The sequence below is a fragment of the Mesorhizobium kamtschaticum genome (genome assembly GCF_056174585.1).
Genome location: NZ_CM149691.1, coordinates 2,583,579 through 2,603,545 on the forward strand (window position 1 = coordinate 2,583,579; position 19,967 = coordinate 2,603,545).

The 19,967-nt window shown below is 64.8% G+C and carries 14 protein-coding genes; 12 read left to right on the forward strand and 2 right to left on the reverse strand.

All coding sequences use genetic code 11. The features are described from left to right. The first annotated feature begins 54 nt into the window (after window positions 1-54). The 3 genes from AC0V7N_RS12755 (at window position 55) to AC0V7N_RS12765 (ending at window position 4,908) form a co-directional block, all read left to right on the forward strand. Window positions 55-1,251 (forward strand): serine hydrolase domain-containing protein, encoded by a 1,197-nt coding sequence (locus tag AC0V7N_RS12755; RefSeq protein WP_475457932.1) that lies wholly within the window; start codon window positions 55-57, stop codon window positions 1,249-1,251. A 33-nt stretch (window positions 1,252-1,284) separates the two neighbouring features. Further along, window positions 1,285-2,466, forward strand: a complete 1,182-nt coding sequence (locus AC0V7N_RS12760) for a serine hydrolase domain-containing protein (RefSeq protein ID WP_475457934.1) — start codon at window positions 1,285-1,287, stop codon at window positions 2,464-2,466. Window positions 2,467-2,583: 117 nt separating this feature from the next. After that, window positions 2,584-4,908, forward strand: coding sequence for a Tex family protein (locus AC0V7N_RS12765; RefSeq protein WP_475457937.1), 2,325 nt, complete (start codon window positions 2,584-2,586; stop codon window positions 4,906-4,908). Here the strand turns inward: AC0V7N_RS12765 and AC0V7N_RS12770 are convergent, their stop codons facing one another. Together AC0V7N_RS12770 and AC0V7N_RS12775 are read right to left on the reverse strand one after the other, a co-directional pair. Further along, on the reverse strand, window positions 4,909-5,820 hold the full coding sequence (locus AC0V7N_RS12770; RefSeq protein ID WP_475457939.1) for a LysR family transcriptional regulator: 912 nt from the start codon (window positions 5,818-5,820) through the stop codon (window positions 4,909-4,911). Window positions 5,821-5,829: 9 nt separating this feature from the next. Further along, window positions 5,830-5,955: a hypothetical protein gene (locus AC0V7N_RS12775; RefSeq protein WP_475457941.1), complete on the reverse strand. Its 126-nt coding sequence runs from the start codon at window positions 5,953-5,955 to the stop codon at window positions 5,830-5,832. A 22-nt stretch (window positions 5,956-5,977) separates the two neighbouring features. Between AC0V7N_RS12775 and AC0V7N_RS12780 the strand changes: the two genes are divergently transcribed. The 9 genes from AC0V7N_RS12780 to amaB all read left to right on the forward strand — a co-directional run bounded on the left by AC0V7N_RS12780 (window position 5,978) and on the right by amaB (window position 19,964). Next, window positions 5,978-7,174 carry an acyl-CoA dehydrogenase gene (locus AC0V7N_RS12780; RefSeq protein ID WP_475457944.1) on the forward strand — a complete coding sequence of 399 codons (1,197 nt, stop codon included), beginning with the start codon at window positions 5,978-5,980 and terminating at the stop codon, window positions 7,172-7,174. A gap of 382 nt (window positions 7,175-7,556) precedes the next feature. After that, window positions 7,557-10,916, forward strand: coding sequence for a transglutaminase family protein (locus tag AC0V7N_RS12785; protein WP_475457946.1), 3,360 nt, complete (start codon window positions 7,557-7,559; stop codon window positions 10,914-10,916). A gap of 6 nt (window positions 10,917-10,922) precedes the next feature. After that, window positions 10,923-13,334, forward strand: a complete 2,412-nt coding sequence (locus tag AC0V7N_RS12790) for a circularly permuted type 2 ATP-grasp protein (protein WP_475457948.1) — start codon at window positions 10,923-10,925, stop codon at window positions 13,332-13,334. Window positions 13,335-13,337: 3 nt separating this feature from the next. Then, a complete protein-coding gene (locus AC0V7N_RS12795; protein WP_475457951.1) occupies window positions 13,338-14,222 on the forward strand; it encodes a transglutaminase family protein in 885 nt (294 codons plus the stop codon). A gap of 150 nt (window positions 14,223-14,372) precedes the next feature. Next, window positions 14,373-15,311 (forward strand): glycosyltransferase family 2 protein, encoded by a 939-nt coding sequence (locus AC0V7N_RS12800; RefSeq protein WP_475457953.1) that lies wholly within the window; start codon window positions 14,373-14,375, stop codon window positions 15,309-15,311. Between the two features lie 105 nt (window positions 15,312-15,416). Continuing rightward, on the forward strand, window positions 15,417-16,508 hold the full coding sequence (locus tag AC0V7N_RS12805) for a DNA topoisomerase IB (protein ID WP_475457955.1): 1,092 nt from the start codon (window positions 15,417-15,419) through the stop codon (window positions 16,506-16,508). A 99-nt stretch (window positions 16,509-16,607) separates the two neighbouring features. Then, window positions 16,608-16,982, forward strand: a complete 375-nt coding sequence (locus tag AC0V7N_RS12810; protein ID WP_475457957.1) for a YciI family protein — start codon at window positions 16,608-16,610, stop codon at window positions 16,980-16,982. Beyond that, window positions 16,979-18,253: an RNA polymerase sigma factor gene (locus AC0V7N_RS12815; protein ID WP_475457959.1), complete on the forward strand. Its 1,275-nt coding sequence runs from the start codon at window positions 16,979-16,981 to the stop codon at window positions 18,251-18,253. Before AC0V7N_RS12810 ends, AC0V7N_RS12815 begins: the two co-directional genes overlap by 4 nt. A gap of 196 nt (window positions 18,254-18,449) precedes the next feature. Beyond that, on the forward strand, window positions 18,450-19,964 hold the full coding sequence (amaB, locus tag AC0V7N_RS12820) for an L-piperidine-6-carboxylate dehydrogenase (RefSeq protein WP_475457962.1): 1,515 nt from the start codon (window positions 18,450-18,452) through the stop codon (window positions 19,962-19,964). Window positions 19,965-19,967 lie beyond the last annotated feature (3 nt).

Here is a 19,967-nt window from a genome sequence, read left to right on the forward strand (position 1 = left end):
TGAAAGACCCGGCGGCACACGCCGCCGGGTCTTTTCTTTTCCGGGAATGGCTTCATGGACTCCTATCGCAACAGCGACCCGCGGCCGCCGATCATGCAGGGGTCGCCGCCCGCCTTGGTGCCGCCAAGGCTCGACTGGGACCGGCCGCCATGGAACCGCTGGGCGTTCCAGCACATCAGGGAAATTCTGCCGACCGCCGAAGTCTGGCGCGGCAATGGCCATCGCCACCGTCTTGAACGCGCCGAGGTCGATCTTGACGAGCTGGCGGTCGAGGACAGCGAGGGCAAGCCGACAACGCTCGCCGAGCTGCTCGATGAGACCTATACGGATGGGTTTCTGGTGCTCAAGAACGGCAAGATTGCCTATGAGCGCTATTTCAACGGCATGGACGAGCGCACGCTGCATCTGTCGCAGTCGATGGCGAAATCCGTCACCGGCGCGGTGTTCGGCATACTGGCCGGACGCGGCCTGATTGATCCGGCCAGGCCGGTCACCGACTATCTGCCGGAGCTTGGCGCCACCGGCTGGGCCGGCGCCAGCGTCCAGCACGTGCTCGACATGACGACGGGCGTGCGTTTTTCCGAAGAGTATACCGACCGCTATTCCGATATCGGCCAGGTCGATGTCGCCACCGGCTGGAAGCCGGTGCCGCCGGGCAGCGATCCGGACTTTCGCTGGCCCTCGCATATGTTCGAGCTGATCCTGGGCTTGAAGGACACCACCCGTCCGCATGGCGCCCAGTTCGAGTACCGTTCGATCGAGACCGACGTGCTCGCCTTCATCATGGAACGGGTGACGGGCAAGCGTCTGCCGCAGCTGGTTTCCGAAGAGCTCTGGCAAAAACTCGGCGCCGACGAAAGCGCCTGCTTCACCGTCGACAGCGCCGGCTATGCCGTGGCCGATGGCGGCTTCAACGCCACGCTGCGCGACTATGGCCGCTTCGGCCAGGTGATCCTCGACAATGGCGGCGGCATCGTGCCGGCCGACTGGATCGAGGCGACGCGCAACGGCAAGCATGGGGCGGACTTCGGCCCCAGCCTGCCCGAAGGCAGCTACCGCAACCAGTTCTGGATCGAGAATCCCAGCTCGCGCGCGCTGATGTGCCGGGGCGTGTTCGGACAGATGATCCATATCGACTGGAACACAGGAATGGTCGTGGTGAAGCTTTCGACCTGGCCGGATTTCAGCAATCTCGCCTACTCCACGGCGACGCTGAAGGCCGTGCACGCCATTGCCGCAGCGCTGAGCTGAGACCCCACAAGAATCGACCTGGAAGGAAACGCCATGACCGGCAAGACCGCGTTCGAGACCCGCCACGGCTTCCGCCGCAACGAGGTGCTGCTTTCCAACTGGCGGGAAAACCCGTTCAACCGATGGTCGTTCCAGAACCTAGGCGAATTGGTGCCGACGGCACGCGTGACGGCGGTAGCAGGTGGTGTCGAAGCACCTGTGCGGGATATGGACGGCCTGCTCGGCGAAAAGGTTTCGGTGGCCAGCGTGCCGGAGACGGTGGCCGACTTCCTCACGCGCTCCAGCACCGACGCGCTGACGGTGATGAAGGGTGGCAAGATCATTGGCGACTGGTTCGCACCGCATATGGATTTCGGCGCCCGCCACATCATCTTCTCGGTCAGCAAGTCGGTCACCGCCATCATCGCCGGCATATTGGAAGGCGAGGGGGTGTTCGATCCGGAAGCGCCGGTGACGCAGTATATTCCCGAAGCCGCCGGCTCGGCCTATGGCGATGCCAGTTGCCGGCATGTGCTCGACATGAGCGTCAGCCTCGATTTCGAGGAGGCCTATCTCGATCCGGAAAGCGCGTTTGCCCGCTATCGCCGCGCCACGCTGTGGAACCCGGGCGGCGGCACGGAAAGCCTGCGCGAATTCATCCTGAGCCTGCAGCGGCTTGCGGAGCCGCATGGCCAGACCTTCCGCTACCGCTCGCCCAATTCCGACCTGCTCGGCCTGCTGCTGGAGCGGGCATCGGGCCAGCGCTTCACCGATCTGATGCGCGAGAAATTGTGGCGGCCGCTTGGTGCCGTCAGCGAAGCCTCGATCGGCGTCGACATGGAAGGCACGGCACGCACCGCCGGCGGCATTTCGGTGACGCCGCGCGACCTGGCGCGTGTCGGCGAGATGATGCGGCAAGGCGGCACGGTCAATGGCCGCCGCATCGTGCCGGAGACCTGGGTGCGCGACACGACCAGCACCGGCGGCAGTGCGGACGCCTGGCAGCGTGGCGCGATGCTGCCGCTGTTCCCAAAAGGCCGTTATCGCAACAAATGGTACCAGACCGGACACGAGAACGGCGCCTATTGCGGTATCGGCATCCACGGCCAATGGCTCTATGTCGACCCCACGACCGAAGTCGTCATATCCAAGATGTCGTCGCAGCCGGAGCCGGTCGACGATCCGTTGGATCTCGAGCTGGTCGCGTTTTTCGAGGCGCTGAGCCGAATGGCCTGAACGCCACATTAGCGCGCGCTTTCCTGTGGACCTGCCGGGTTGATGGAAGCGCGGCGGTTGGCGGACTGAGTGTCTGCGCCTATGGTCGCCGCTCTTTTCGAGAAGAGTGGGAATGACATGGCATCCGACATCAAGCGCATCGCAGCCATCATCGCGGCCGAGATCAAGGCACGGCCCGAACAGGCGGCCGCGGCGATCGAACTGCTGGACGAGGGCGCGACGGTCCCGTTCGTGGCGCGTTACCGCAAGGAGGTGACCGGCGGGCTGGACGACACGCAGCTGCGCGACCTTGCCGAGCGGCTCGCCTATCTGCGCGAACTCGATGCCCGTCGTGACACCATCCTCGGCTCGATCCGCGAACAGGGCAAACTGACCGAGGAGCTTGAGACCAAGATCGCCGCCGCCGCCACCAAGGCGGAACTTGAAGACATCTATCTGCCCTACAAGCCCAAGCGCCGCACCAAGGCCGAGATCGCCAGGGAGCGCGGGCTGGGGCCGCTGGCGGAGGCGATCCTTGCCAACCGTTCGCTGGTGCCCGCCGAGCTGGCGCTCGCCTATGTCACCGAGGAGGTGGCCGACACCAAGGCCGCACTGGAAGGCGCGCGCGACATCCTGTCGGAGCGGTTCGCCGAGAATGCCGACCTGGTCGGCAAGCTGCGCGCCTACATGAAGGAACGCGCCTTCATGCGGGCCCGGGTGGTCGACGGCAAGCAGGAGGCCGGCGCAAAATTCTCCGACTATTTCGACCATGTCGAGCGCTGGGCAAATGTGCCGAGCCATCGTGCGCTCGCCATGCTGCGCGGCCGCAACGAAGAGGTGCTGTCGCTCGACATCGAGGTCGATGCGGATGATGCCTCGCCGGTGAAACCGGTCGAACGGATGATCGCCAACGCCTATGCCATCGGCGCCAGCCTGCCCGGCGACCGCTGGCTGATGGACGTTGCCGGCTGGACCTGGCGCATCAAGCTTTCGCTGCACCTGACACTCGATTTGATGCGCGACCTGCGCGAGCGGGCCGAGGAAGAGGCGATCCATGTCTTTGCCCGCAACTTGAAGGATCTTCTGCTCGCCGCGCCCGCCGGCTCACGTGCCACGATGGGCCTCGACCCCGGCATCCGCACCGGCGTCAAGGTTGCGGTGGTCGACGGCACCGGCAAGGTGCTGACAACGACGACGGTCTATCCGTTCCCGCCGAAGAACGATGTGCGCGGCACGCAGGCCGAACTCGCCAAGCTCATCCGCCTGCACAAGGTCGAGCTGATCTCGATCGGCAACGGCACCGGCAGCCGCGAGACGGAAAAGCTGGTCGCCGACATGCTGTCCGACATGCCTTCCGATGGCGGGCCGAAGCCGCTGAAGGTTATCGTCAGCGAGGCTGGCGCCTCGGTCTATTCGGCCTCGGCGACGGCAGCGGCGGAATTTCCCGGGCTCGACGTGTCGTTGCGCGGCGCGGTGTCGATCGCGCGGCGGCTGCAGGATCCGCTCGCCGAACTGGTCAAGATCGAACCGAAATCGATCGGTGTCGGCCAGTACCAGCACGATGTCGACCAGTATCGGCTTGGCCGCTCGCTGGAAGCGGTGGTCGAGGACGCGGTCAACGCGGTCGGCGTCGACCTCAACACCGCCTCGGCGCCGCTGCTGGCGCGTGTTTCCGGCCTTGGCGCGTCGCTTGCCGACGCCATCGTTGCGCATCGCGATGCGACCGGGCCGTTCGCCAGCCGCAAGGACCTGCTCAAGGTGCCGCGGCTCGGGCCGCGCGCGTTCGAACAATCCGCCGGCTTCCTGCGCATTGCCAATGGCAGCGAGCCGCTTGACGCCTCGTCGGTGCATCCCGAGGCCTATGGTGTGGCCAAGAAGATCGTCGCCGCCTGCGGCCGTGATGTGCGCTCGCTGATGGGCGACAGTGCCGCGCTCAAGGCGCTCGATCCGCGCGTCTTCGTCGACGAGCGTTTCGGCCTGCCGACGGTGCGCGACATTCTTGCCGAACTGGAAAAGCCCGGCCGCGATCCGCGCCCCGGCTTCAAGACGGCGACCTTTGCCGACGGCGTCGATGACATCAAGGATCTGAAGCCCGGCATGCTCTTGGAAGGCACGGTCACCAATGTCGCCGCCTTCGGCGCGTTCGTCGATATCGGTGTCCACCAGGATGGGCTGGTGCATGTCTCGCAACTCGCCGACCGTTTCATCAAGGACGCGCATGAGGTGGTGAAGGCCGGCGATGTGGTGAAGGTGCGCGTGGTCGATGTCGACATCAAGCGCAAGCGCATCGCGCTTTCCATGCGCAAGGACGTCGGCGAGGGCGGCGCATCGAAAGGCGGGCCGCGCGACAATGGCGGCGGCAGGCCGGCGCCGCGCTCGCCGGCACCGCAGCGCCAGCCGGAACGGCCAGCCCAGCAAGGCGCGTTCGGCGCGGCATTGGCGGATGCGCTGAAGCGGAAGTAGCTACCAGGCCAGAACAGCCGGCTCCTTCTCAAGCTGGCCCAGCAGCCAGTCGCGAAAACTGGCGACCGGCGGATGGCCGCGCTTGTCGTGCGGGACGACGAGATAATAGGCGCTGCGGCTTTGCATCGGCTGGCCGGGCGCGGGTACAAGCTGGCCACGCTGCAATTCGCCTGCAATGAGGATGAGCGGCAACAGCGCCACGCCAAGGCCAGCCATGCAGGCCTGGGCGGCGGTGCCGAACTGTTCGAACTGCATGCCCGGTCCGGTCGGCGCGCTCAGGCCTTGGTGCTCGAACCATTCGGTCCAAGCGCCGGGGCGCGTTGCCATGTGCAGCAGCGGCAGGCGGCCGATATCGGCCGGTGTGGCGATGGCGCGGCCGGCGAGGAAAGCGGGTGACACCACCGGCGCCACCGTTTCGCGCACCAGAAGCGTCGAGTCTGCTTCCGGCCAGTCCGGCAGGCCGTAATGGATGGCGGCATCCAGCCTCTCCCTGGCGAAGTCGAAGCGGCCGACGCGGGTGACGAAGTTGATCGTGATGTCGGGATTGTTCTCGACGAAATCAGGGATCATCGGCATCAGCCAGCGCGTGCCGAAGGTCGGCAAAATGGCGAGGTTCAGGATGCCACTATGCCGATTGCTCATCAATCCAAGGGCCGCATCGCGCAACTGGCCAAGCGCTGACCGCACCGCCTCGGCGTAGATTTCGCCCGCTGTCGACAGCCGGACATTGCGGCTGTCGCGCTCGAACAATCGGCGGCCGAACTGGTCCTCCAGCAGTCTGATCTGGCGGCTGACCGCGCCTTGGGTCAGATCCAGCTCTTGGGCGGCGGCGGTGAAACTGCCAAGCCTGGCCACGGCCTCGAAGGCGGCGAGGGCGCTGATGTTCGGCAAGAGGCGACGTTGGACACTCATGATCCATTCCTAACGCTCATTGATCAGTGAAGCAATTTCGTTTGATTTTTTCGAGCTGCGGGCCGATAAGCCGGGCCAAGATTTTGCTTCACGCATGCGGTTGTTGCCAAAGCCATTGAGCACCTTCGCCGGCATGCACCAAGTCCGGGAGAGAGCCATGGCCGCCGACAAGAATGCATTCGTCTGGGAAGACCCGTTCCTGATCGAGGACCAGCTTTCGGAAGATGAGCGCATGGTGCGCGACGGTGCGGCGGCCTTTGCCGGCGACAAGCTGGCGCCACGCATCGAGGACGCCTATCTCAACGAGACCTTCGACACCGCGATCTTTCGCGAGATGGGCGATGCCGGCCTGCTCGGCATCAACATTCCGGAAGAATTCGGCGGGCTCGGCGCCAGCTATGTGACCTACGGGCTGGTCGCGCGCGAAGTGGAACGTGTCGATTCCGGCTATCGCTCGATGATGTCGGTGCAGTCGTCGCTGGTGATGTATCCGATCTATGCCTATGGCTCGGACGAGCAGCGCAAGAAATACCTGCCCAAGCTCGCCAGCGGCGAGTGGATCGGCTGTTTCGGCCTGACCGAGCCGGATGCCGGCTCCGACCCGGGCGGCATGAAGACACGCGCCGAAAAGACCGCCAACGGCTACAAGCTCTCCGGCTCGAAGATGTGGATTTCCAATGCGCCGGTCGCCGACGTCTTCGTCGTCTGGGCGAAGTTGAAGGGCGAGAACGGCAAGGACGAGATCCGCGGTTTTGTGCTGGAAAAGGGCATGAAGGGGCTGTCGGCGCCGAAGATCGGCGGCAAGCTGTCGCTGCGGGCGTCGATTACCGGCGAAGTGGTGATGGAAGGCGTCGAGGTCGGCGAAGACGCGCTGCTGCCAAACGCCAAGGGGCTTGGCGGCCCGTTCGGCTGCCTCAACCGGGCTCGCTACGGCATCTCCTGGGGTTCGATGGGCGCCGCGGAAGATTGCTGGCATCGCGCCCGCCAATATGGCCTCGACCGCAAGCAGTTCGGCAAGCCGCTGGCCGGCACGCAGCTTTACCAGAAGAAGCTCGCCGACATGCAGACCGAGATCGCGCTCGGATTGCAGGCTTCGTTGCGCGTCGGGCGGCTGCTCGACGAAGGCAAGATGGCGCCGGAGATGATCTCGATCGTCAAGCGCAACAATTGCGGCAAGGCGCTCGACATCGCCCGCCAGGCGCGTGACATGCATGGCGGCAACGGCATCCAGATCGGCTACCACGTCATGCGCCATGCGCAGAATCTGGAGACCGTCAACACCTATGAAGGCACGCATGACGTGCACGCGCTGATCCTGGGACGGGCGCAGACGGGCATTCAGGCATTCTTTTGAGCCCTACGGTTCGTCATCCTCGGGCTTGACCCGAGGATCCATGCCGTGACGTCAAGGCGCCGCTGCGGTGCAGGATATTCCAGGGCAGGTCGCAAGGGTTCTTCTGATCCGCTGCATCCTTTGTCCGAAGTCCCGGCATGGATCCCGGGGTCTGCGCCGCGTCGCTTCGCTCCTTGCTCCGCCCCAGGATGACGAAGATACGAAGGCTTTCGCCAATCGCCAACGCCGGAGACAGGCAGGTGTCGATGATCGGTCACCCAGCGCCGTTGCGCGTTCACTAGCTGCTTAAATTAGGTGCACCGCAACATCTGTGCTTGGAGAATGGCCGGCAGATGTGTCAGGGTTCGGCGAATTCGTTTGAAACGCCGATCTCCGGGGCCCCATGGCAATTCTGGCAGCCGTCTACCATCTGACCCACTACAAATACGACCGGCCGGTGGTGCTCGGGCCCCAGATCATCAGGCTGCAGCCGGCACCGCATTCCCGTACCAAGGTGCTCAGCCACTCTTTGAAGGTCGAGCCGGCGAACCACTTCGTCAATTTGCAGCAGGATCCTTACGGCAACTTCCTCGCCCGCTTCGTCTTTCCGGAGCCGGTAAGCGAGCTGAAGATCGAGGTCGACCTCGTCGCCGACATGACGGTCTACAATCCGTTCGATTTCTTCGTCGAGCCGTCGGCCGAGACGTTTCCGTTCGAATACCCGGAAGAAATCCGCGACGATCTCGCCATCTACCGCACACCTGAGCCGGCGGGTCCGCTGCTCTCGGCCTTCCTCAGGACTGTCGAGCGCAGCGCTCCCAACACCGTCAATTTCCTCGTTGATCTCAATGCGCGGCTGCAGCGGGAGATCGCCTATATCGTGCGCATGGAGACCGGCGTGTTCTCGCCGGAGGAAACGCTGGCCGCAGGCAAGGGCTCGTGCCGGGATTCGAGCTGGCTGCTGGTGCAGATCCTGCGCAATCTCGGCATCGCCGCCCGCTTCGTCTCCGGCTATCTGATCCAGCTGAAGCCTGACCTCATCGCACTCGATGGCCCGGCCGGCACCGCGGTCGATTTCACCGATCTGCACGCCTGGTGCGAGGTCTATCTTCCCGGTGCCGGCTGGATCGGCTTTGACCCGACCTCGGGCCTGCTCACCGGCGAGAGCCATGTGCCGCTCGCCGCCACGCCGCATTTCCGCAATGCGGCGCCGATTTCCGGCATGGCGAGCTTTGCCAATGTTGAATTCGGCTTCGAGATGCGGGTCGACCGCATCGCCGAGCATCCGCGCATCACCAAGCCATTTTCGGATGAAAGCTGGCAGGCGCTGGATGCGCTCGGCAACAAGGTCGATGCAGCACTTGCGGCCGGGGACGTGCGGCTGACGATGGGCGGCGAGCCGACCTTCGTGTCGATCGACGATTTCGAGTCCGCTGAATGGAACACCGCCGCCGTCGGCCCGACCAAACGCGAAAAGGCCGACGCGCTGATCCGCAAACTGCGCGAGCGTTTCGCGCCGGGCGGTTTCCTCCACTATGGCCAGGGCAAATGGTATCCCGGCGAAAGCCTGCCGCGCTGGACCTTCTCGCTCTATTGGCGCGCCGACGGCCAGCCGGTGTGGAGCGACCCGTCGCTGATCGCGCGGGAGAAAAGCTCGGCCAATATCGGCCCACAGCAGGCCGAAAGCCTGCTGACAGCGATCGCCGGCGAGCTTGGCATCGACAAGACCATGGTCAGCGAAGCCTATGAGGATCCGGCCGAATGGCTGCTCAAAGAAGGCAAGCTGCCCGAAAATGTCGATCCGTCGAATTCCAAGCTGGAGGACCCGGAAGAACGCAGCCGCATGGCGAAAGTGTTCGAGCGCGGGCTGACCAAACCGTCCGGCTATGTGCTGCCGGTGCAGCGCTGGAACAGCCAGGCGTCGGGCCCACGCTGGCGCTCGGAAAAATGGAAGACGCGGCGCGGCCGGCTGTTCCTGGTGCCGGGCGATTCACCGGTCGGCTACCGCCTGCCGCTGGGCACGCTGCCCTATGTGCCGCCGGCGCAATTCCCCTACATCGTGCCGGTCGATCCGTCGCTGCCGCGTGGGGCGCTGCCCGCGCGTGAGGCGATCTTGCCCACGGCGGCCCCAGCCGAACTGGAAGGCGCCGACGAGATGGCGCGCCGCCAGCAGGCGGTCTCCTTCACGGCGGCCAGCGGTCAGCAAGACCGGGTGGAGCAAGAAATCACCGAGATCGGCGGCGCGGTGCGTACGGCACTTTCGGTCGAGCCGCGCGACGGCCGGCTCTGCGTGTTCATGCCGCCGGTCGAGGCGCTGGAAGACTATCTCGAACTGGTCGCCGCCGCCGAGAACGCGGCGCGTGCCATCGGCTTGCCCGTGCATATCGAGGGCTATGGCCCGCCGCACGATCCGCGCCTCAAGGTCATCCGTGTGGCGCCCGATCCCGGCGTCATCGAGGTCAACATCCATCCAGCTGCCAACTGGCAGGATTGCGTGGCGACGACGACGGCGATCTACGAGGAGGCCCGGCTGACGCGGCTTGGCGCCGACAAGTTCATGATCGACGGCCGCCACACCGGCACCGGCGGCGGCAATCATGTCGTGGTCGGTGGCGCGACGCCCAATGACAGCCCGTTCCTGCGCCGGCCCGATCTGTTGAAGAGCCTGGTGCTGCAATGGCAGCGGCATCCCTCGCTGTCCTACATGTTCTCCGGCCTGTTCATCGGCCCGACCAGCCAGGCGCCGCGCTTCGACGAGGCGCGTCACGATTCGCTCTACGAACTCGAAATCGCCATGGCGCAGGTGCCGCATCCCGATCAAGGCAATGCGCCGCTGCCGTGGCTGGTCGACCGGCTGTTCCGCAACCTTCTGACCGATGTCACCGGCAATACGCACCGCTCGGAAATCTGCATCGACAAGCTGTTCTCGCCGGATGGTCCGACCGGGCGGCTCGGGCTGGTCGAGTTCCGTGGTTTCGAGATGCCGCCCAATGCGCGCATGTCGCTGGCGCAGCAATTGCTCGTCAGGGCGATCATTGCCCGCGCGTGGAAGAACCCGCTCAATGGCCGTTTCGTGCGTTGGGGCACATCGCTGCACGACCGCTTCATGCTGCCGCATCATGTCTGGGCTGACTTCCTTGATGTGCTCGACGACCTCAAGCTCAACGGCTTCGAGTTCCGCCCCGAATGGTTCGACGCCCAGCTCGAATTCCGCTTTCCCTTCTGCGGCGAGGTCCAGCATGCGGGCATCAAGCTGGAACTCCGGCAGGCGCTGGAGCCATGGCATGTCATGGGCGAGCAAGGTGCGATCGGCGGCACGGTGCGCTTCGTCGATTCCTCGGTCGAACGGCTGCAGGTCAAGACCGAAGGCCTGAACCCGGAGCGCCACGCCATCGTCTGCAACGGCCGCATCGTGCCGATGAAGGTGACCGACAACCGCGAGGTGGCGGTGGCGGGCGTGCGCTTCAAGGCCTGGCAGCCGGCTTCGGGCCTGCATCCGGCGCTGCCGGTCAACACGCCGCTGGTGTTCGACATCTATGACCGCTGGTCGGGGCGAGCGGTCGGCGGCTGCGTCTACCATGTCGCGCATCCCGGTGGCCGCAACTACGACACCTTCCCGGTCAATGGCAACGAGGCGGAGGCACGGCGGCTCGCCCGCTTCGAACCACGCGGCCACACGCCATCAGGCTATGTGCTGCGCGAAGAACAACCAGCGGAAGATTTCCCGATGACCCTTGACCTCAGGCGGCCGGCAAGACTCTGATCAGCGATGGCAAAGGGGAATCACAAAAGGATACGCGGCAAGCCGCAGGTCCATAGCCTGCTGGAGCACTACCAGCCGATCGACGGCGTCGTCGACGAGATGGTCGACGCCGCAGGCAATCCTCGTCCGGTGTGGAAGCATTTCATCGAGGCGCTCGACGATCTCGGCGCCGAGAAGCTCGGCCAGCGTTTTGCCCGCGCCGACCAGTATCTGCGCGATGCCGGCGTCTACTACCGCGTCTACGACAAGGCCGGCGCCAATGAGCGCGAATGGCCGCTGGCGCATGTGCCCCTGCTCATCGAAGACGCCGAATGGGCCGCGATCAGCGCCGGGCTCGTCCAGCGCGCCGAGCTGTTCGAGGAAACCATCGCCGATATCTATGGGCCGAACCGGCTCGTCGAAAAAGGCATCCTGCCGGCTGGATTGATCGCCGCCAGCCCCGAATATTTGCGCCCTGTCGTGGGCACCACGCCGGCCGGCGGCCATTACCTGCATTTTTGTGCCTTCGAGCTTGGCCGCGGGCCAGACGGCCAGTGGTGGGTGTTGGGCGACCGTACGCAGGCGCCGTCTGGCGCCGGCTTTGCGCTTGAAAACCGCGTCGCCACCACGCGCGCGCTGTCCGATATCTACGGCGAGATGTATGTGCACCGGCTTGCCGGCTTCTTCCGCCGTTTTCGCGACGCACTGATCGGCATGGCCAGGGAAAGCGATGGCCGCGTCGCCATATTGACGCCGGGGCCGCTCAACGAAACCTACTACGAACACGCCTATATCGCCCGCTATCTCGGCATCATGCTGCTTGAGGGCGAGGATTTGACCGTTTCCGGCGGCAGGCTGATGGTGCGCACCGTTTCGGGCCTGATGCCGATCAGCGTGCTTTGGCGCCGCCTCGATGCCGCCTTCGCCGATCCGCTCGAACTGCGATCGGATTCGCAGATCGGCACGCCGGGGCTGGTCGAGGCGATCCGGCAAGGGGCGGTGTCCACCGTCAATGCGTTGGGCTCCGGCCTGATGGAGACGCGGGCGCTGCTCGCTTTCCTGCCCAAGATTTCACGCGCCTTGCGGGGCGAGGAGTTGTTGCTGCCGAGCGTCGCGACGTGGTGGTGCGGGCAAGCAACCGAACGCGCCCATGTGCTGGCCAATATCGACCGCATGGTGGTCGGCCCGGCGCTGTCGACAAGGCTTGCCTTCGAGGATGATGGCCAGACCACGCTCGGCTCGGCACTGTCGGCCGGGGAGCGGGCCGAGCTGGTGGCGCGCATCGAACGCGATGGCGGCGCCTTCGTTGGCCAGGAAGCGGTGACGCTGTCGACGACGCCGGTCTTTGTCGGCGGCTGGCTGGAGCCGCGGCCGGCGAGCCTGCGCGTCTATCTGGCGCGCACGCCCGACGGCTGGACGGTCATGCCCGGCGGGTTTGCCCGCGTCGGGATGTCGCTCGACCCGACGGCGATTGCGATGCAGCGCGGCGGCCAGGCGGCGGACGTCTGGGTGGTCAGCGACAGGCCTGTCGAGCGCGAAACGCTGCTGCCGCAGGAGGGTGACAGCTTTACCCGCACGAGGCCGGGCAGCCTGCCCAGCCGCGCGGCTGAGAACCTGACCTGGCTCGGCCGCTATATCGAGCGCTCGGAAGACACGGTGCGCATCCTGCGCGCCTATCATGTGCGGCTGGCCGAGACGTCCGACCCGGACATGCCGCTGCTGGCCGACATCAGGGATTATCTTGAGCCTTTCGGCATCGACGTCGAGACGGCGATCCCGTCAGGACTGATCGGCACGCTCGACAGCGCCGTCTATAGCGCCGGCCAGATCCGCGACCGCTTCTCGCCCGATGGCTGGCTGGCGCTGAAGGACCTGTCGAAGACCATCCATCAGTTCGCGACGACGGTGGCGCCGGGCGACGACGCGACACGGGCGATGACGGTGATCCTGCGCAAGCTCGCCGGCTTTTCCGGCCTATTGCACGAGAACATGTACCGCTTCGCGGGCTGGCGTTTCCTCGAGATCGGCCGGCGGCTCGAACGCGGCATCCAGATCGCCCGTACGCTGTCCCGGCTGACCCGTGCCAAGGCGCCGGACGGCGCGCTCGACATGATGCTGGAGATCGGCGACAGCGTCATGACCCATCGCCGGCAGTATCCGGTGCAGGCCGGCCGGCGCACGGTGATCGATCTTCTCGCACTCGATCCGCTCAATCCGCGCTCCATCCTGTTCCAGTTGGAAAGGCTGAAGGCCGAGATCGGCCTGTTGCCATCGGTCGGCGGCGAGGGGCATATGTCGCCGGCGGCGAAGGAGATCCTGCAGCTCAACACGGCCATCGCCATCAAGGAGCCTTCGGACATGACGGCAAAGGCGCTGGACGAACTCGCCTATGAAATCGGCGGTCTCTACAACAGCCTCGCCAAGGCCTATTTCGGCTAGCATATGCTTTACGACATCAGGCTTCATCTCCATTACGATTATGCAGCGGCGGCCGGCGGCGGCCGCCACCAGATCCGCGTGCTGCCATCGACGATATCAGGCGTGCAGCGCGTCATCGCGGCATCCCTGTCGTTTACGCCGGCACCCAATGAACGGTCGGATTTTTCGGACTTCTTCGGCAACAACGTCACCTCGATCGCCTTTCGCGATGCGCATGACGCGCTCGACATCCGCATGAGCGCACGCGTATCCGTGTCGCGGCCCGAGCCTGGTCTCGACGTGTCGCCCGATATCGGCCGGCTCAGGCAGGAGCTGGGCTCGGTGCGGTCGTTGGCGTCAGCGTCACCGCATCATTTTCTGGCGGGAAGCGCTCACTCCGGCATCGATGCGGCGATCACCGCCTACGCACGAGACAGCATTGCCGGTTCGGCCGCCGGTACGGCAATGAACCTGTGCAACCGTATTCACCGCGATTTCACCTATGATGGTGACGCAACCACGGTGCGGACCCGGGCCAGCGATGCCTTCAAGCTGAAGCGCGGTGTCTGCCAGGACTTTTCGCACATTATGATCGCCGGGCTGCGGGGGCTGGGCATTCCGGCCGGCTATGTCAGCGGCTTCCTGCGCACCATCCCGCCCAAGGGCAAGCCCCGGCTGGAAGGCGCCGATGCCATGCATGCCTGGGTCAAGGTCTGGTGCGGACGCGACGCCGGCTGGCAGGAGTTCGATCCGACCAATGGCATGCGGGCCAGCAATGACCACATCACCGTTGGCTATGGCCGCGACTATTCCGATGTCGCACCGATTGTCGGCGTGCTGAAAACCACCGGCGGACAGGTTGGCGAGCAGGCTGTCGACGTCATTCCGGTCGCGCTCGAAAAGGCGTGAAAGCGGACGGGTCCGCACCAAGTGGACCTCGGGTACAATTTGGTACCAATAAAGATGACTTCTCAAATGATGAAGTGGCAGTTACCCTCAGGTCGGTTTCGAGGGGACCAATCGTTGCAGCATTGATGCGCGCGGGCGCGGGGTTTGGCATTGAAAGCGGTCAGCGTCGTCATTCCTGCCCACAATGCGGCGAAAACCATCACCGCAACGCTGGCGTCTCTCACCAGCGAGGCCGGGATTATCGGTGAGATACTGCTCGTCGATGACGCATCGTCAGACGGTACGGCTGCCGTGGCACTGCAGGCCGCCGCGAAATTGTCTCTGCCGCTGCGCGTGCTGCGGGCCAATTGCCGCGATGCCGGTGGCGCGCGCAACATTGCACTGGCGCAGGTGCTCTGCCCCTGGGTGTATCTGATCGATGCTGACGACCTGCATCTTGAGGACGGTTTGCGTGCATTACTCCAGCAGGCCGAACGCCAGGCAAAAGCCGACATGATCGTTGGCGCTTACCGGCGTCGGGTGAACGGGCAGGACCGGCAGATCAAGGTGCCGAATGGATATCAGGCTGGCTGTCTGGCAAACGCCGCGGCCTATGTGAAAGGCGATATCAGGTCGGTCGCGGTGGGCAGCGTGCTGGCATCCCGACACCTGGTCGGCGAAACGCGGTTTCCTGTCGGGCTGGCCTATGATGAGGACACATTGTTTTGGGCGCGGCTGATGAGTACGGCGTCGCTGGCCATGATTCAGCAGCCTGTGATGGTCTATGAGGTCTCGCCGATGCGCTCCGACGATCGTTTTGCCATCAAGCCGGTGAAGCGCTTTCTTGATTGGCGCCGCGAGCTGCGCACGCTCACCGATTGCAGCATCCCGGTCTCGGCGCTGAAGACCAGGGAGGGGCTTGTCGCCCTCAAGATTGCTCGCGTTCACTATGCGCGTGGCGACCTGGACACCGCGGCGCGCTTCCTGGCGGTGGCCGCGGCTGCGCCGAAACGACGGTCGGAGGCCTGGCGCTGCCTGCGCTACAAGCTCAAGCTCGCGGTGCGACGCCGGCTATCGGCTCCGGGGATAGAACTGCAGGACGCCTTGTAGTCGTCAAGCTCCGTCATCCGCCGATGCGGCACAGCCGACTTTCGCGCGGGCGTGGAACCAGCAGCCGGCCAACAGCTTATCTACGCATATTTGCGTGGAGCTTATATGCTGCAGACACCCGGATTGCCGCACGGCCGGTCAACCGACGGGGATGCTGCGCCGAAGAATGGGGCGCAGATCTCGGCCAGGGACGCCGCTCTGACCTATGTCAGCGATGCCGAGCCCGGCATCCGGCGGCTGAAGACAGGCAAGGGATTTTCCTACAAGGGACCGAATGGGAAGCCAGTCTCGGATGCCGCCAGGGCGCGTATCGAGGCGATCGTCATTCCGCCGGCCTGGACGGATGTCTGGATTTCGCCCGACGCGGATGGCCACATCCAGGCGACCGGCAGGGATCAGCGGGGACGCAAACAGTATCGCTATCATCCGCAATGGGCGCAAGAACGCGACGACGCCAAATATTCGAGCCTCGTCGATTTCGCCGAAAGCCTGGCCAAGTTGCGGCGCACGATAGACAGCGATTTGCGCCGTCATGGCTTGCCGTTCGAGCGCGTCGTCGCCGCGGTCGTCTGGCTGCTCGACAACACGATGATCCGCGTCGGCAATGCCGCCTATGCACGCGACAACAAGAGCTTCGGCCTGACGACGTTGCGCGACCGCCATGTCGACATCAAGGGATCGAGCCTGCGCTTCGCCTTCAAGGGCAAATCCGGCAAGGAATGGAAACTGAAGCTGGTCGATCGCCGCATCGCCGGGATCGTGCGGGGCGCGCAGGACCTGCCGGGCCAGAAGCTGTTCCAGTATCTCGACGAGGACGGCAACAGGCGCCCGGTCCGCTCCGACGACGTCAACCGCTACATCCGGGACGCTGCCGGCGATGCGTTCAGCTCCAAGCATTTCCGCACTTGGGGTGGCACCATCCATGCCGCGTCGCTGTTTGCGCAGACGGAACTGCCCGAAAGCCAGGCCCAGCAAAAGCGGGTGATGAACAGTGTCATCGACAGAGTGGCCGAGCGGCTGGGCAATACGCGCGCCGTCTGCCGCAAATGCTATATCCACCCGCAGGTTTTCGAGGCCTGGTCGCAGGGGCGATTGCTTGATGAAATGACGCAAGCCAACAAGCGCAAGTGGTCCATAGACGGTCTCGATGACGAGGAAGCGCTTGTGCTGAGATGGTTGAAGACGCACGAACGGTGACGCGCAGCAATTGGCGGTCGCTCCATCCGGATTTTTTTATCGACGCCGTGTCGGGATCGGTCCTACTGTTTCGTCCTTTGATACAGAAAAGGACCAACCATGCTCTACGCCATCCTATGCTATGCCTCCGAAGACGTCGTCAGCTCCTGGAGCAAGGCGCAGGACGATGAAGTCATGGCCAACCTCCTCGACGTTCAGGACAAGTACGCCAAGGCCGGCCGGCTCGGCCCGGTAGCGCGGCTTTTGCCGACGACGGCGGCGACGACGCTGCGGAAAGTCAAGGGCGAATCGGTCGTCATCGATGGGCCGTTCGCCGAGACCAAGGAGCAGTTCCTCGGTTTCTACACGCTGGAATGCGCCGATCTTGATCAGGCCGTCGAATTCGCCCGTGAGCTCTCCGAGGTCAACCCGAGCGGCGGATCCTATGAGATCCGGCCGGTGTCGGTGTTCAATCCCACCAAGGTGGCCGTATGACCGAACTGGCCTGGATCAGCTCCGCGATCAGCTCCGCCCGCCCGCAGGCGATGGGCGCGCTGCTGCGCTATTTCCGCGATCTCGATACGGCGGAGGAGGCTTTCCAGGATGCGTGCCTCAGGGCACTGAAGAACTGGCCACAGAACGGGCCGCCGCGTGACCCGGCGGCCTGGCTGATCTTTGTCGGCCGCAACAGCGGCATCGACGCTGTGCGCAAGCGCGCCAAGCAGGCGCCGATGCCGGGAGAGGACCAGATCTCCGATCTCGAAGATGCCGAGAGCGACATCGCCGAGCGGCTGGACGGGGCGCATTACCGCGACGACATATTGCGGTTGCTGTTCATCTGCTGCCATCCCGATCTGCCGGCAACGCAGCAGATCGCGGTCGCGCTGCGCATCGTCTCCGGTCTCACCGTCAAGCAGATCGCGCGCGCCTTCCTGGTCGGCGAGAGCGCCATGGAGCAGCGCATCACCCGCGCCAAGGCGCGCATTGCCGACGCCGGCGTGCCGTTCGAGACGCCTGGCGCGGTCGAGCGCTCCGAGCGGCTCGCGGCCGTCGCGGCGATGGTCTACCTGATCTTCAACGAGGGCTATTCGACCAACAGCGGCGAGGCGCCGGCGCGTGCGCCGCTCTGCGAGGAGGCGATCCGGCTCGCCCGGCTGCTGCTTAGGCTGTTCCAGACCGAGCCCGAAATCATGGGGCTGACGGCGCTGCTTTTGCTGCAGCATGCGCGCGCGCCGGCCCGCTTCGGCGAAGATGGCGAGATCGTGCTGCTCGAGGACCAGGATCGCGGCCTGTGGAGCCGCAAGACGATCGACGAGGGACTGGCCCTTGTCGACAAGGCATTGCGCCATCGCAAGCCCGGCCCCTACCAGGTGCAGGCGGCGGTCGCCGCCCTGCATGCGCGGGCAGAGAAGGCCGAGGATACCGACTGGGTGGAGATCGACCTGCTCTACGGCTTGCTCGAACAGATGCAGCCGTCGCCGGTCATCACGCTCAACCGCGCGGTGGCGGTCTCCAAGGTACGCGGCCCGGAAGCCGCCCTTGCCATGATCGAACCGCTGGAGCCGAGGCTTTCCGGCTATTTCCACTTCTTCGGCCTCAAGGGCGGGCTGCTGATGCAGCTCGACCGGGGCGAGGAAGCGCGTGTCGCTTTCGATCGCGCCATCGCGCTTGCCAACACGGCGGCGGAAGCGGCCCATATCCGCATGCATATCGACCGCTTGATGAAAGACGGTGCCGTGCGCGCTCCGGCGAAGAAGGCCAACTGAGCCGCGTCCACCCGTCTTGCTCGATCGTCTCTGGCTCAATCGTGTAATTTGGGCTTGGACCATGCCGGGGTGGCGATTTTCCCCTGAAACGAGTAATGCCACGCCATGACTGCGCCTGAAGTGCCTTCCGGCACGCGGGCGACATGGCGCGAGGCTTTGACCCGACGCCATATGATGGGATCTGAAAGGGACAAAAATGACCATAGCGAAGGAAACGGCTGAGCTTCTGGCGAAACTGGGTGTGGCCAAGGACGCGCTTGTCGGTGGCGACCTCATCGTGCGCAGCCCGGTAACTGGCGAAGAGATTGCCGCGCTGAAGACGATTTCGCCCGCCGATGCGAGCAAGACCATCGATGCCGCGCACAAGGCGTTCCAGTCCTGGCGGATGGTGCCGGGTCCCCGGCGCGGCGAACTGGTGCGGCTGCTTGGCGAGGAATTGCGTGCGCACAAGACCGAGCTTGGCCGGCTGGTGTCGATCGAGGTCGGCAAGATCCCGTCCGAGGGCCTCGGCGAAGTGCAGGAGATGATCGACATCTGCGATTTCGCTGTCGGTCTGTCCCGGCAATTGTACGGCCTGACCATCGCCACCGAACGTCCGGGCCATCGCATGATGGAAACCTGGCATCCGCTCGGCGTCGTCGGCGTCATTTCGGCCTTCAACTTCCCGGTCGCGGTGTGGTCGTGGAATGCGGCACTGGCGCTGGTCTGCGGTGACGCGGTGGTGTGGAAGCCGTCGGAGAAGACGCCGCTGACCGCACTTGCCTGCGAGGCGATCTTCAAGCGCGCTGTGAAGCGTTTCGGTGCCGACGCGCCGCAGGGCCTGGCGCCGGTGCTGATCGGCGACCGCGCCGTCGGCGAAATCCTGGTCGACCATCCCAAGGTGCCGCTGGTTTCGGCCACCGGCTCGACGCGCATGGGCCGGGATGTCGGCCCACGCCTGGCCAAGCGTTTTGCACGCGCCGTGCTGGAGCTCGGCGGCAACAATGCCGGCATCGTCTGCCCGACCGCCGATCTCGACATGGCGCTGCGCGCCATCGCCTTCGGCGCCATGGGCACGGCCGGCCAGCGCTGCACGACGTTGCGGCGCCTGTTCGTGCATGACAGCGTCTACGATGCCTTGGTGCCGCGGCTGAAGAAAGCCTATCAGAGCGTTTCCGTCGGCAATCCGCTGGAGACTTCTTCGCTGGTCGGGCCGCTGATCGACAAGGCCGCCTTCGACGCCATGCAGAAGGCACTGAAGGAGGCCACCGCCCATGGCGGCAAGGTGACCGGCGGCACGCGGGTCGAGAACGGCCATCCCGATGCCTATTATGTGCATCCGGCGCTGGTCGAGATGCAAAGCCAAGTCTCGCCGGTGACCGAAGAGACCTTCGCGCCGATCCTTTATGTGATGAAATATTCGGATTTCGACGCCGTGCTCGACGAGCACAATGCGGTCGGCGCCGGCTTGTCGTCGTCGATCTTCACCCGGGACCTGCAGGAATCCGAGCGCTTCCTCGGTGTCGATGGTTCGGACTGCGGCATCGCCAATGTCAACATCGGCACGTCGGGAGCCGAGATCGGCGGTGCTTTCGGCGGCGAAAAGGAAACCGGCGGCGGCCGCGAGAGCGGCTCCGACGCATGGAAGGCCTATATGCGGCGCGCCACCAACACGGTGAACTATTCCAAGGCGCTGCCGCTTGCCCAGGGCGTCTCATTCGACATCGAGTGAGAG